Genomic DNA, 14,623 nt, shown 5'->3' with positions numbered 1-14,623 from the left:
AATTGGAGAAGAAATCGTACTTTTACCCGATTTTGAAAATATAATTCGTTTCGCTATGAAAAAGGGAAAATTCAATGGTCTGTTTATTTTAAGAATGGTCAAAAATACGTTTTTTTTGCTATTTTTAATCACTTCTTGTAAAAATTATAGCCAAAAAAACACAAGTAACGGAATTTCTGAAAAAGAAATTGTATTGGCAAGTAACCGTATATGGCTATATATAAACGACTTACAAAATAAAAAAATTGGTATTGTAACGAACCAAACAGGAATCATCAAAAACAAAAAAGGAGAATACACTCACCTGGTCGATTCGCTAATCAGTCGCAAAATAGACATCCACAAAATATATGTCCCTGAACACGGATTTCGTGGTGAAGCCGATGCCGGAGAAATCGTCAAAGATGGTAAAGACTCAAAAACGGGTATTCCCATCATTTCACTCTACGGAAAAAATAAAAAACCTTCTCCTGAACACCTGAAAAATATTGATGTAATTTTATTTGATTTGCAAGATGTAGGTGTCCGATTCTACACGTATATTTCAACTCTACACTACGTGATGGAGGCTTGTGCCGAACTAAATATTCCTGTAATCGTACTGGATCGACCAAACCCTAACGCACACTATATTGATGGGCCTGTTCTAGAAATGGAACAACATAGTTTTGTAGGTATGCACCCAGTTCCTGTAGTCTACGGAATGACCATTGGAGAATATGCACAAATGATAAATGGAGAAAAATGGCTTAAAAATCAAATAGTTGCAAATTTAAAAGTGATTCCTTTATCTAATTATACACACCAAACCCCATATAGTTTACCCGTAAGACCTTCGCCAAATCTACCTAATGATGTTGCCATAAATTTATATCCAAGTTTGTGTTTCTTCGAAGGTACAAATGTAAGCATGGGACGAGGAACTTCATCTCAATTTCAAATTTATGGATCTCCTTATTTAGAGAAAACTAACTTTCAGTTTACACCACAACCAAATCTGGGAGATAAAAATCCTAGATTCAAAGGAAAAGTGTGTTATGGGGAAAATTTAACCAATCATCCACGAATGTCAGCCTTGAATTTGTCTTGGTTACAAAAAGCGTTTGAGCAATCGAAAGGCGTGAAAATAGATTTTTTTAATAACTTTTTCAACAAACTCGCAGGAAATAAAAAACTTAAGGAACAAATTATCCAAGGAAAAAGCGAAACCGAAATTCGTGAAACATGGCAAAAAGATTTGACTAAATTCAAAGAAATAAGAAATAAATATCTGATTTACAGAGATAAATAAAATAATATAATCTACAACAACCACCGAAAAGCACATCATTTGGATAGTAGAGTCTATCCCATGAGTATTTAAAAAAAGTGTCAGAACATGAGTTATTCATTTATAATACCTGTTTACAATCGCCCTATTGAAGTCGATGAATTATTAGAAACTATTGAAAATCAATCTTTTGAAGGGGATTTCGAGGTCGTAGTCATCGAAGATGGTTCAACCCTTCAATCCAAGGAGATTTGTGATAAATATGCAGATAGGCTGCATATTACCTACTTATACAAACCCAATTCTGGCCCTGGAGATTCTCGTAACTATGGTATGCAAAAAGCTCATTATGACTATTTTATAATTTTAGATTCCGATTGCCTACTACCCGAACATTATTTAGAATCCGTAGATGATTTTCTGAAAAGACAGTATGTAGATTGCTTTGGTGGCGCCGATGCTGCTGGTGAAAGCTTTACGGACATTCAAAAAGCAATCAATTATGCCATGACCTCTTTACTCACCACGGGAGGCATTCGTGGCAATAAAAATGGAATAGGGAAATTCCAACCCCGAAGTTTCAATATGGGGCTTTCACGCAAGGCTTTTGAAAGTAGTGGGGGTTTTGGAAGAATACATCCTGGAGAAGATCCTGATTTAGTAATTCGATTATGGCAAAAAGGGTATCAAACGGCATTTATTGAAGAAGCGTTTGTCTATCACAAACGTCGTATTTCGTGGAAAAAATTCAAAGAGCAAGTCTGCAAATTCGGACAAACACGAGCTATTTTAAATCATTGGTATCCACAAACGAAGAAAATAACTTTTTGGTTACCTTTTCTATTTTCAACAGGATTAATCTTCTCTTTATCAGTTGCTTTCATAGGCAGATTGGAAGGATTATACATCTACTGTAGTTATTTCATCATAGTTCTGCTTCACAGTTCAAGGGAAAACAAAAGCACAAAAATTGGATTTTTGACTATATGGGCGATTTTAGTACAGTTTTTTAGCTATGGATTTGGTTTTTTCAGAGCTACTACAAAATTATTTTTGTACAAAAAAGAACCTGAAAAATTATTTCCTCATTTATTTTTTCGCCGAAAATAAACTTTGTTAAAAGAAAGAGTTTATTTATCCCAAATACTACGGATGAAATTGCAAAATATCCGAAACAGGTACACTTTGATTACAGAATTTTAGCTTAAAATTTGTTATATCTTCTTTTAATTATCAGCCAATTTGGTTTGATAATAACTTGATTTATCCTAGTTTGTCTCAATCAATTTTTCTTTTTTTAACACAGAATATGGCCATAAAAAATTTGTTTCTTTCTTCTGGTTTTTGTACCTTTGTCCTTTGGAAATTAAAACCAAAAAAGAACTTTTAATGAAATATCAAGAAAAGAAAAAAGCGGTTATTTTACTTGCTGATGGCACCGCTTTCTACGGAAAAAGCGTAGGAAACGACGGTACTGTTTTTGGAGAAGTATGCTTCAACACGGGAATGACAGGCTATCAAGAAATTTTTACAGATCCCTCCTACTTTGGGCAGATCATGGTAACAGCCAACGCCCATATTGGAAACTACGGAATTAATGAGGACGAAAATGAGTCCGATGGCATCAAAATTACGGGCTTGGTTTGTCGTAATTTTAGCTATGATCACTCCAGACCAAGTGCTTCTGGTTCATTGAAAGATTTTTTCGATAAAACCAACTTAGTAGCCATTTGCGATGTAGACACTCGTGCATTAGTAGCTCACATTCGTGATAATGGTTCAATGAACGCCGTTATTTCAACTCAAACCGATGATTTAGAGTTTCTTAAAGAAAAATTAAAACAAATTCCTGATATGAAAGGTTTAGAATTGGCTTCAAAAGTGTCAGTTACTGAACCTTATTTTTTTGGCAATGAGAACGCTACGTACAAGGTTGCCGCTCTTGACTTTGGAATTAAGAAAAACATTTTGAGAAATATGGCAAAACGCGATATGTACATAAAGGTTTTTCCGTATGACACTCCTCTGGAAGAGTTAAAGAAATGGAATCCTGATGGATATTTTCTATCAAACGGACCAGGAGACCCTGAACCACTAACAGAAGTTATTGCAAAAGTGAAGCAAATGATAGCAGAGGATTTACCTTTGTTCGGGATTTGCTTAGGACATCAAATCATTGCTTTGGCAAATGACGTTCCCACATTCAAAATGCATAACGGACACAGAGGAATTAATCACCCTGTAAAAAACTTACTTACAGGAAAAGGAGAGATAACCTCTCAAAATCATGGTTTTGCGGTAGACAGAAAACAAGCAGAAGCTAATAAAAATATTGAAATTACGCACGTTCACCTCAATGATGATACCATTATGGGAATTCGTGTTAAAGGCAAAAAATGTTTCAGCGTTCAGTATCACCCTGAAGCTGGACCTGGACCAAACGATGCCACTTATCTGTTTGACCAATTTGCGGAAATGATGAAAAATAATTAACAGATAAGAATTTTGTAATGAACGATTTGAGTTAAATCATTCTTCATTGAAAATTGTTAATCAATAAAAAGAAATTTTAATTAAATAATAGAAAATATGAGTATTATTGTAGGCGTACACGCACGACAAATTTTGGATTCAAGAGGAAATCCAACAGTAGAAGTTGATGTTATAACAGAAAACGGACATCTTGGAAGAGCAGCTGTTCCTTCAGGAGCTTCAACTGGTGAATATGAGGCAGTTGAACTTCGTGATGGAGGGAAAGATTATATGGGTAAAGGTGTATTGAAAGCCGTTGCTAACGTTAACGAAATCATTGCTGAGGAAATTATTGGAATGAGTGTTTTCGAGCAAAATCTTATCGACAGAACAATGATTGAGCTTGATGGAACACCAAACAAATCAAAATTAGGTGCTAATGCAATCTTAGGTGTTTCTTTGGCTGTTGCAAAAGCTGCTGCTGCTGAATTGGATTTGCCTTTGTATCGTTATGTAGGTGGAGTTAGTGCACACACATTGCCTGTTCCTATGATGAACATCATCAATGGAGGTTCTCACTCTGATGCTCCGATTGCTTTCCAAGAGTTTATGATTATGCCTGTAAAAGCTAAAAACTTCTCTCAAGCTATCCAAATGGGAGCAGAAGTTTTCCATAACTTGAAAAAAGTATTGCACGACAGAGGATTAAGCACTGCTGTGGGTGACGAAGGAGGTTTTGCTCCAACTTTCGAAGGAACAGAAGACGCGTTAGATTCTATCAAAAAAGCAGTAGAAAATGCAGGTTACAAATGGGGCGAAGAAATTAAAATCGCTTTGGATTGTGCTTCATCAGAGTTCTACGCTGACGGAAAATACGATTATTCTAAATTTGAAGGAGCTTCAGGAAAAGTTCGTACAAGACAAGAACAAGTTGATTACTTAGCTGAATTGGTTGAAAAATATCCAATTATCTCAATCGAAGATGGTATGGACCAAAATGACTGGGAAGGTTGGAAAATGCTTACTGAAAAAATCGGACACAAAGTACAATTAGTTGGAGATGATTTGTTTGTAACAAACGTTTCTATCCTTGAGAGAGGTATTGAAAAAGGTGTTGCTAACTCTATCCTTATCAAAGTAAACCAAATTGGTACACTTTCTGAAACGATTGCAGCTGTGGAAATGGCTCACAGAGCAGGTTACACTTCGGTAATGTCACACCGTTCAGGAGAAACTGAAGACAATACTATCGCCGATTTGGCTGTTGCATTGAATACAGGACAAATCAAAACAGGCTCAGCTTCACGTTCTGACCGTATGGCAAAATACAACCAATTGATTCGCATTGAAGAAGAATTAGGATTGGTAGCGTATTTCCCACAAGAAAAAGCATTTAATGTGAAGTAATTCTTTATTTTAGCTTTATTGAACTATCCAAAAATGTTTTACGAATTGATTTTGAGTATTTTATAAATATTCTTATCAAAAGTAAAAACATTTTGGATAGTTTTTTATTGGATAAAATTTAGATGATACATAAAACTGAGATACCCAAATTACTACTGAAAATCAAATAAATACTTCTCTACTTTAACTACTCAATCAATCTCTCCAAAACAAAAAAGTCTGCCAATTATGACAGACTTTCCGCTTAAAACTAACTATTCACTTATGAAAGAAATAATTTGCAAACTTCTTTACATAATTTGAACTGCAAATGAAATATAAAAAACACTACTAAATTAATTCCCTTTGCAAATAACAACTACTAACAACGAGGCAAATATAATAGTTTTTTTTGAAATCACAAAATTTATTTAGATTTATTTTAAATTATTAAAGTGTATTTTTATACTTGACAAATAGATGAAGTTTATCGGAATATAAACCTTGAACTGCAAAAGGTTACTGATACACTTTTCTTATTAAACTTTTATGAACAACAAATCCAAGCTACACTCTTCACAGTAGGAAAAATGAAACTTGGATGTATGATCTATACCGATTTTTTTAGACTCAAACAAACTATAAATCTCCAATATTAAGATAAGGTTTAACCTCCTCTATTGGTATTTTGACCTGAAATGCTCCATTAACGTACGAAGCTATTTCATAGGGATTATAAAGCAAAATTAAATATTCTTTCGTAAAGCCAATATTCTCGGGAAAAGTAAATTTATTATCATCAAACCAAAAATCATTTTCAGTTGGATTGGTGGCAGAAACGATTTTTCGCTGTTCATTGAAGTGTATTTCAGCAATTTCAGATACTTTTTCAATATCTGAAAATAAATTTTCATTAGCAATAAGTGTTTTTGTTTCGATATCAAAATTCAAAAAAATAGTTGTCAAAAGCTCATGAGCTCCTCCAGTATAGGCATATCTATCCGAAACCAAAGAAATGATTTTTTTATTCTGAAAGGAAATACTATCGCTCAAGTTCAATTCAAAAGCAGGAATATCAGGAAAATGTTCATGTAATTTATTATAGTCATCGACAAAAAGCTTTACAGCTTCAGAAACTGACGAAACATTAGTCACCAAAGAATCTATCTGATTGCTCAATAGAAAGTTAATTACCTGTTCCTCAATTTCACGGTTGAAAAAGTCAGCAAAGGCTGTTGGTTTCTTACAAACTAAATAATTTATAGTAACAGAAAGGCAATTATCCATACAATTTTCATTAGTATGCTCAATTACTTTCTCTGTAAATTTAGGTTCAGATGAACAAGCCGTCAAAAGAATTCCTAAAATGATAGCAATATATTTTTTCATACCCGTGTAATATTGAATTTATTTTTCTTTCTGCACATACAAGTTCCTACAAACCATAGCAGAAAGGTTGATCTCTTTATTATGAATTGAAACAATCATAGAATTATCAAACTTTTCTTTACTTTTCACAACAATTTCATCGCCTAAAGTAATCGAAACTTTACTCAAATAGCGAAGAAAATCTTTAGAAGTATTTTTCACTGCTATACAGATTCCTTTTTCATTTTTATCAAGTTCACTAAGCAGTGTTTTTGTTGTTTTTTCATAGAAACCGTGTTTGTTAGGAATTGGGTCACCATGCGGATCTTTTTCTGGAAATCCTAAAAAAGCATCTAAGCGTTCTATAAGTTTTTCAGATTCAATATGCTCTAATTCTTCGGCAATTTCATGAACTTCATCCCAAGAAAAATCTAATTTTTCGACCAAAAAGACTTCCCACAAACGATGCTTTCTCACTATGTAGATGGCTTTATTTCTCCCCTCTGTAGTCAAAGTAACTCCTTGGTATTTTTTATAGTTAATCAGCTTTTTATCAGCCAATTTTTTCAACATATCAGTCACAGAAGAAGCCTTTGTATTCATTACCTCGGCTATGGCATTAGTGCTCACTTCTTCTTCCTCTTCATTAAAAAGGTGGAAAATTGTTTTTAAGTAATTTTCTTCGGATAGGGTCATTGATTTTGATTTTTTATAAAAAATCCGTCCATAGCGGTTTTCAAAATATAGTAAAACCAACATGGACGGTTTAATTCTTTAAATCGATTTATTCGTTTTCTAATTCCATAAACAAAGCTTTCAATTCTGTAGCATCATGAGGCTTGATTTTTCCTGCAAGCACCAAACTGAGCTGTCTTCGACGTAAAGCCCCTTCATAACGAACCTTCTCAAGTTCTGTCTCTGGCTGAATTTCAGGAACCTTGGTAGGTCTTCCTTCATCGTCAATAGCTACAAATGTGTAAATAGCTTCATTGGCTTTGAGACGTGTTCCGTTGTCAAAATCCTCAACCCAAACATCAATATAAACCTCCATAGAGGTGGAAAAAGCTCTTGAAATAGACGCTTCAACCGTAACAACACTACCTAATTGAATGCTGTGATTAAAAGCCACGTGGTTCACCGAAGCTGTCACCGTCGGACGAAGTGAATGCCGTTGAGCTGCAATACTCGCTGCCCTGTCCATTCGTGCTAAAAGCTCTCCTCCAAACATATGATTCAAGTGGTTAGTTTCCCCTGTGAGAACTAAATCCGTTAATATTGTACGCGATTGAGAAGGTGTTTTTTTCTGCATGTAGTTATTATGTGATGTGAAAATTATTCGTTTGTTAAAATCCAGCCTCCTTCCAATTTCTTAGTGTCTTTTTCTGCTTTGATTTGTTGTTTCAAAGCCTCTGCCTCTGCCATGCTGTCAAATCCAGCATAACTCACTTGATATAATCCTTTGGCATTGATTCCAATAACAGCAGCATTTTTAAAACCTAATTTTTTTAATTGAGCAACTTTGGTATTTGCGTTTTTCTCTTCTTTAAAAGCACCAGCTATCACTTGATATTTTTTTACTTTGGCTGATGAGTTAGCATTCGTTTTTTTAGTCGTCTCCTTAGGTGTAGTTGTTGCCACAGGAGTAGTCTCTTTCTTATTCGTTTTTACTTCTGTCTTATTCTGGTTTGTCGGCTTTGAAGTTGCAACATTTTGAGAAGCAGAAGACTGAGAAACATCATTATCTTTTGGTTTTAAAGCATCTACTTTTGTTACTTCCACAGGAATAGCTGAAAAACTCATCGGAATATTTAAAGTAGCTTCACTCAATTTTTGTTGTACTTTTTCTTCAATCTGATTTTCAGCAAGCATCATCTCTTCATTGTTTTCCAAAGGCTCTCCAAAGAAAGTGATTACGCCAACGGTCAACAAAATAAGACCAACAACTGCAACTGCGGTATATTTAACGAACGAACGTTTTTTCCCTTTTTTAACAGGTTGCTGCTCTGAATCTTCTGCTTCATCTCTGTTCTCTGGCACTGTAGGTTCAATACTCGGTTTGGGCACCACAGGGTCTATGGTAGAAGATACCTGATTTTCAGCGATTTTTTTATTGGACATTTCATTAATTTCGTGCGGAACAAAAGGCGACATGCCAAATGAATCCGTGAGATAATTTACATCTTCAAATGCCTCAAAGGAAACTTTTCCCTCCGGGGTTTGCCTAAAAAGACCTATATTTTTTAACGAAAGATTCTCACCACGGGTCAAAGCCTTTTTCCAAGACTCCACTGTGGAATTTACATATTCTTCAACCAATTTATAATCAACTCCTGATGTTTCTGAAATATGTTTAAGCAATAACCCATCGTTAGAGTTCAAACTTGCATTAAAAGTGAGTTCTCTTTTTGGGGGTGAAAATGTTTTATCTTCAAACAACTTTGCGGACTTTCTGTTAGAAATAAAAGCCCCAAATTTAGGAATTATAACACAAGGATGCTTGTAAAGCAATTCCTCCACGTAAATGTTAAGATCTTTCATACAAATAATATTTTAAGTGTTGAAAATAAACTAATTAGCCATGTTAGAGTCCCAAAGATAAGCAAAAAAAAAATTATATACAAATATATTTTTCTTTGAAAAGATTAACGTGTTTATTTTCAAATATTTAAGCGTTTTATTTTAAGTGAAAATTGTGTGATTTTTATCCAAATTCAAATTGAGAAAGGCGTCTCCAAACACCTAACCTCATCCTATTCAATCCCATGAAAAAGGAAACAAAGTTGCAAAAATACGAATTATTTTGGCATATACAACACCTATGCCCAGGTAAAAAACAATACAAAAATGATTATGATACCGATTATATTTTTTACTTTTGCATTCATATACGTTTTTATTATGATAGTTGATTGTATCCCATTTGACCAAATCCGTTTTTTTTCTTCATTCATAAGTGACTACGTAAATGAAAAAGAAACCTTACGTACATTGTACCACCGTTTTCCATCAGTGGAAAACTTCGAAAAACAGATTCTTGAGAAACAGCAACAATTTTCAGATGAAGCTCGAGTGCTATTGGTAAACTCCTTAAGGGAACAGTATGCTTCTCTCAAAACATCGGATAAAGTACAAAAAAACATCGCTAAATTAGGGGATAAAAACACGTTCACTATCACAACTGGACATCAATTGAGTTTATTTACAGGTCCTTTATATTTCATTTATAAAATCATTTCCGTCATCAACACATGTGAAATACTATCAAAAAAATACCCTGACTATCATTTTGTGCCAATCTATTGGATGGCTACCGAAGACCATGATTTTGAGGAAATTAATCACTTTCATTTTAAACAGCAAACCTTTCGTTGGAATAGTTCACAAACAGGGATGACAGGAAATTTTGATACAACAACATTGGACGCTGTATTTTCATCCTTTATTTCGAATCTGGGAGTGGGTAAAAACGCTGAGTTTCTAAAACAACTTTTTGAGAATAGTTACCTAAAAAACAAGGATTTAGCATCTGCTACTCGATCTTTAGTGAATACTCTTTTTGAAAACTACGGCTTGGTGATTATCGATGGAAATGATTCAAAGTTAAAGAAATCGTTCGCTTCTTTTATGCGAAATGACATACTAAAAAACACTGCATATCAAGAAGTTAAAAAAACAATAATACAAATTCAGGAATTAGATAAAATATATCCAACACAGGTAAATCCTCGTGAAATCAATTTATTTTACCTAACAGAAAAAGGCCGTAATAGAATTGTAATAACCGAAAATGGTTATGGAGTCCACGAAACAGAAATGTACTTCACTGAAAAAGAATTACTTAATGAACTCGAAAATCATCCTGAGCGTTTTTCTCCTAATGTGATCATGCGTCCTCTGTACCAAGAGGTTATATTGCCAAATTTGGCTTATATTGGAGGAGGTGGCGAAATTGCTTACTGGTTGGAATTAAAAAGCTTTTTTGATAGTGAAAAAATTGTTTTTCCTATACTGATGTTACGAAATTCAGCTGTTTTTATAACTGATAAACAACACAATAGAATAAAAAAAGCAGAAATGAAAATTGCTGATTTATTCCTTAAATCAGAGAATCTTAAGAACATATATGTTCAAAAATTAAGCGAATTTCCAATTGATTTCTCAGAACAAAGAAAAGCACTACAAAACCAATTTGCAAATTTGTATGTACTGGCAGAAAAAACAGATAAAACTTTTTTAAACGCTGTCAAATCACAAGAAATTAAGCAATTGAAAGGATTAAATAATCTGGAAAAACGCTTGTTAAAAGCTCAAAAAAGACAACTTTCCGAAAAATTAGAGCGTTTGACAACGTTGCAAAGTGAATTGTTTCCAAATGGGTCGTTACAGGAACGTTTTACTAACTTTTCGGAACTATACTTAGAATATGGCGAATCATTTTTTGAAGTTTTAAAAAATGATTTTAATCCTTTTCATTTCGAATTTTTAGCTGTGAAATAATGTCTTCCTCTTGACTTAAACTATTCAAGAAAACTAACTTTCTTTGCGAGGTCTGCTTTTTTGTAGATTTTATTTTCTTTTCAAATGAGCTACGACCAGTTCCAATTCTTCGTACCATGCTTCTCCGAATTTACGGATGAGTGCATTTTTAACAAACTTATATACAGGAACTTGTAACTCCTTTCCTAAACTACAAGCGTCACTACAGATATGCCAACGATTGTAGTTTACCGCCGTAAACGAAGTGTATTTTTGTAATCGAATTGGATACAAATGACACGAAATTGGTTTTTTCCAGTCAATTTTACCATCGTTGTACGCCTGTTCAATGGCACATAATGCCCAGCCTTTTTCATTGCGAACCACATAAGCACAATCGGCATTGTCAATAAGAGGAGTTTCCCATTCTCCATCTTCACCTTTGATGTATACACCTTGATTCTCAATAGATTCTCGTCCCTTTTCCGTTAGATAAGGAGCTACTTCTGGGTAGATACGCTCTAAAATTTTCAATTCTTCATCCTCTATTGGAGCTCCTGCATCCCCCTCAATACAACAAGCCCCTTTACAAGCGTTCAAGTTGCAAACAAACTCATTTTCAATTATATCCTCTGATATAATGGTCTCCCCTATTTGTATCATACGTCCGAATTTTATAAAGATACTGCTTCTCAGTCGGCAAAAATAGAGAAAAGTTTTTAACTCTCGCTCTTTTAAAGTTAGTTTAGAACGTTCCCAAATTTGTCATTTATGAATTAATAATATATCTTTGTAGCTATCTAAAAAACATTCTGTATGAACAACAAACATAAAATACTGTTAGTAAGTATATTAGGAAGTATTTTTTCTTGTAATAATACTATGAAGCAAGAATCCGATTCGTTTACACTAAACGGAAAGTTACCTACAAACGTAAATGAAAAAGTATATTTATTGGAGTATAAAAACCGTGAATATACCGTTGTAGACTCGGTAGAAGCGAAAAATCAAACCTTTACGTTTAAAGGAAAGTTACAAGAACCTTTAGTACACGCTATTCGATTAGGAAATTCAGGAAAAAGGGCTAATTTTTTCTTAGAAAACGCTGACATCTCCATAACTCTCAACGATAATTGGCAAATTTCAGAAGCCTTTGGCAGTGAAAATACTGAATTATTCAAGAAGTATGATGATTTGAATGCGACAAAACGTATAAATTTGGACAGTTTACTCCAAAAAGACAACAGTTCGCCTGTTATAGCCTATTTTTTAGCAAGAAATGCCTATTTATATGACTACGAATCTTTAATTTTACTTCGAAAAAAGATAAATCAAAATTTATCAAGAAACACTTATATTGAAGAACTTGATGGAGCTATCACTCAATTGGAAAAAATACAACCTGGACAAGTTGCTCCTGAGATTGTGATGGAAGACTTAGAAGGAAACACCATTTGCTTGAGTGATTTGAGAGGGAAAGTGGTACTTATCGATTTCTGGGCTTCGTGGTGTCCCGACTGTCGTAAGGAAAACCCTGAACTGGTGAAACTCTACAATCAATATAAGGACAAAAATTTTACCATATTAGGCGTGTCGTTTGACCGAAAAAAAGACCATTGGAAAACCGCGATTGCGACCGACGGACTAACTTGGACACACGGATTCGTTGAAGGTGCGTGGAAAGCAGAACCGATAAAGACATACGCTATCCGTTGGTTGCCGACAGCTATGTTAATTGACGAAAACGGAATTATCGTAGCTCGAAATATTGACCACAAAAAACTTATTCCAAATCTCGAAAATCTACTAAAATAAGCATAATGAAGGACTTATTTGGACAAGCATTATTAGACTATCAACAAGGAAATTATACGGAAGACATCAAAACGGAAACTTCTATTTCAGAGGAAGATGTATTGCCTTTGCCCTATCTATTTCGTTCTTTTTCAGAGATGCCTCCGTTAGAGAAGAAAGCTCTACAATTAGCGAAAGGAAAAGTGCTGGATATAGGATGTGGCGCAGGAACTCATGGACTCTATCTGCAAAATGAACGAGGATTGGAAGTTCATTCGGTTGATATATCACCCAAAGCCATTGAAGTATGTAAATTACGAGGTCTACAAAATGCTTATGTTGGAGATATAATGACCTTTGAAGGGCAATTTGATACCATCTTACTACTGATGAATGGAGCTGGGATGTGTGGACGACTTCGCAAAATGGGAACTTTTTTTGCTAAAATCAAAAGCCTTTTAGCTCCAAAAGGACAAATATTAACTGATTCCTCTGACATCATATATATGTTCGACCAAAATTCGGATGGCTCCTACGACGTACCTTTAGAGTTTGATTACTACGGGGAACTAATGTATTTAGTAAAATATAAAGGCGAGAAAGAACCTCCTTTTCCGTGGTTATATGTGGATTACAACACCCTACAAAACGTTGCTCATTCTGTTGGATTGAATTGCGAACTCATTGCAGAAGGAGAAAATTTTGATTATTTAGCTCGTTTGGAGCATCTTTAATCTCAAAATGTCTGTATTTATGTCATTTGTTTAATTGTATCTGATACTACACTGAAATTCTTCAAACAAAATTTGAAAGACAACTTAAACTCATAAAACACTAAAAAAAATACTGAAAATAACCAATATATATGATTATTACAGAAAATATTTGTAAAACCTACGGTTCACACATAGCATTAAATGATGTTTCACTACATGTTCCAAAAGGGAGCATTTTTGGATTATTAGGTCCAAATGGGGCAGGTAAAACATCCTTGATTCGAATCCTTAATCAAATTACATTCCCGGATTCGGGAAAAGTTTTTTTCGATGGTGAACCGCTACAAAATAAACACATATACCAAATTGGATATTTACCCGAAGAACGAGGGCTTTACAAAACAATGAAAGTAGGCGAACAAGTGATGTATTTAGCTCAACTTAAAGGTTTATCAAAAATAGAAGCTAAGCAAAGACTTAAATTTTGGTTTGATCGGCTAAATATCGGTGATTGGTGGAATAAAAAAGTACAAGAACTCTCTAAAGGAATGGCTCAGAAAATACAATTTATGGTTACCGTACTTCACGAGCCAAAATTACTGATTTTTGATGAGCCTTTCAGTGGATTCGACCCTATCAATGCAAATATTATCAAAGACGAAATCCTATATCTACGCGAAAAAGGAGCAACTATCATTTTTTCCACTCATCGTATGGAGTCTGTAGAAGAAATATGTGATCACATCGCATTGATTAATAAATCAGAAAAGATTTTGGAAGGAAAATTAATTGATGTAAAGCGAAAATTCAAAAATAACACATATGAAGTTGGTTTAAAAATCGATGAAAATCGAAAAAAAGCCGTTTTAGAAGACTTAAAACAATATTTTTCCGTTTCAGAAGCTAATTTTAAGAGCTTATACGACGACTTGAAAATCAATATACACAAAAAGGACGAACAATCCACAGGAGAGTTACTACATTTTTTACAAACAAAGGCTGAAGTAACTCATTTTGTTGAATCTATACCCTCTATGGATGAGATTTTCATTAAATCCATCAAAGAAAGAGAAGCGAGAATATCAACACCAAACTTTGATTAGTACAAATGTATCACCGTACACAAAAAATTAAACGTAGA

General features: G+C 34.1%; 13 protein-coding genes. 8 read left to right on the top strand and 5 right to left on the bottom strand.

The window, feature by feature from the left end; all coding sequences use genetic code 11:
- Window positions 1-55: 55 nt before the first annotated feature.
- The 4 genes from CGC49_RS10040 to eno all read left to right on the top strand — a co-directional run bounded on the left by CGC49_RS10040 (window position 56) and on the right by eno (window position 5,149).
- Window positions 56-1,291: a DUF1343 domain-containing protein gene (locus tag CGC49_RS10040; RefSeq protein WP_198540642.1), complete on the top strand. Its 1,236-nt coding sequence runs from the start codon at window positions 56-58 to the stop codon at window positions 1,289-1,291.
- 87 nt (window positions 1,292-1,378) lie between these two features.
- On the top strand, window positions 1,379-2,380 hold the full coding sequence (locus CGC49_RS10035; RefSeq protein WP_095912549.1) for a glycosyltransferase family 2 protein: 1,002 nt from the start codon (window positions 1,379-1,381) through the stop codon (window positions 2,378-2,380).
- 279 nt (window positions 2,381-2,659) lie between these two features.
- A complete protein-coding gene (carA, locus tag CGC49_RS10030) occupies window positions 2,660-3,763 on the top strand; it encodes a glutamine-hydrolyzing carbamoyl-phosphate synthase small subunit (protein WP_095912752.1) in 1,104 nt (367 codons plus the stop codon).
- A gap of 96 nt (window positions 3,764-3,859) precedes the next feature.
- Complete coding sequence (gene eno, locus CGC49_RS10025; protein ID WP_041994254.1) at window positions 3,860-5,149, top strand: phosphopyruvate hydratase; 1,290 nt, start codon at window positions 3,860-3,862, stop codon at window positions 5,147-5,149.
- 618 nt (window positions 5,150-5,767) lie between these two features.
- On the opposite strand, the gene CGC49_RS10020 is transcribed toward eno, so the two are convergent.
- From CGC49_RS10020 to CGC49_RS10005, 4 genes are all read right to left on the bottom strand, one after another.
- On the bottom strand, window positions 5,768-6,517 hold the full coding sequence (locus tag CGC49_RS10020; RefSeq protein WP_095912548.1) for a DUF3298 and DUF4163 domain-containing protein: 750 nt from the start codon (window positions 6,515-6,517) through the stop codon (window positions 5,768-5,770).
- A gap of 18 nt (window positions 6,518-6,535) precedes the next feature.
- A complete protein-coding gene (locus tag CGC49_RS10015; protein ID WP_095912751.1) occupies window positions 6,536-7,192 on the bottom strand; it encodes a metal-dependent transcriptional regulator in 657 nt (218 codons plus the stop codon).
- Between the two features lie 88 nt (window positions 7,193-7,280).
- The gene (locus CGC49_RS10010; RefSeq protein ID WP_042343976.1) at window positions 7,281-7,805 is read right to left on the bottom strand and encodes an acyl-CoA thioesterase; all 525 of its coding nucleotides are present in this window, start codon (window positions 7,803-7,805) and stop codon (window positions 7,281-7,283) included.
- Between the two features lie 23 nt (window positions 7,806-7,828).
- Window positions 7,829-9,034, bottom strand: coding sequence for an SPOR domain-containing protein (locus tag CGC49_RS10005; protein WP_095912547.1), 1,206 nt, complete (start codon window positions 9,032-9,034; stop codon window positions 7,829-7,831).
- A gap of 360 nt (window positions 9,035-9,394) precedes the next feature.
- Between CGC49_RS10005 and bshC the strand changes: the two genes are divergently transcribed.
- Window positions 9,395-10,993 carry a bacillithiol biosynthesis cysteine-adding enzyme BshC gene (gene bshC, locus CGC49_RS10000; RefSeq protein WP_095912546.1) on the top strand — a complete coding sequence of 533 codons (1,599 nt, stop codon included), beginning with the start codon at window positions 9,395-9,397 and terminating at the stop codon, window positions 10,991-10,993.
- A gap of 69 nt (window positions 10,994-11,062) precedes the next feature.
- Here the strand turns inward: bshC and CGC49_RS09995 are convergent, their stop codons facing one another.
- The gene (locus CGC49_RS09995) at window positions 11,063-11,635 is read right to left on the bottom strand and encodes a DUF3109 family protein (protein ID WP_042009493.1); all 573 of its coding nucleotides are present in this window, start codon (window positions 11,633-11,635) and stop codon (window positions 11,063-11,065) included.
- Between the two features lie 153 nt (window positions 11,636-11,788).
- Between CGC49_RS09995 and CGC49_RS09990 the strand changes: the two genes are divergently transcribed.
- The 3 genes from CGC49_RS09990 (at window position 11,789) to CGC49_RS09980 (ending at window position 14,585) form a co-directional block, all read left to right on the top strand.
- Window positions 11,789-12,787, top strand: a complete 999-nt coding sequence (locus CGC49_RS09990; RefSeq protein ID WP_095912545.1) for a TlpA disulfide reductase family protein — start codon at window positions 11,789-11,791, stop codon at window positions 12,785-12,787.
- A 5-nt stretch (window positions 12,788-12,792) separates the two neighbouring features.
- Window positions 12,793-13,500, top strand: a complete 708-nt coding sequence (locus tag CGC49_RS09985) for a bifunctional 2-polyprenyl-6-hydroxyphenol methylase/3-demethylubiquinol 3-O-methyltransferase UbiG (protein ID WP_095912544.1) — start codon at window positions 12,793-12,795, stop codon at window positions 13,498-13,500.
- A 131-nt stretch (window positions 13,501-13,631) separates the two neighbouring features.
- Window positions 13,632-14,585, top strand: coding sequence for an ABC transporter ATP-binding protein (locus CGC49_RS09980; protein ID WP_095912543.1), 954 nt, complete (start codon window positions 13,632-13,634; stop codon window positions 14,583-14,585).
- The last annotated feature ends 38 nt before the right edge of the window (window positions 14,586-14,623 follow it).

The sequence above is a fragment of the Capnocytophaga sp. H4358 genome, from assembly GCF_002302515.1.
Classification (GTDB): Bacteria; Bacteroidota; Bacteroidia; order Flavobacteriales; family Flavobacteriaceae; genus Capnocytophaga; species Capnocytophaga canis.
This window is presented reverse-complemented; position numbering and strand designations above follow the sequence as displayed.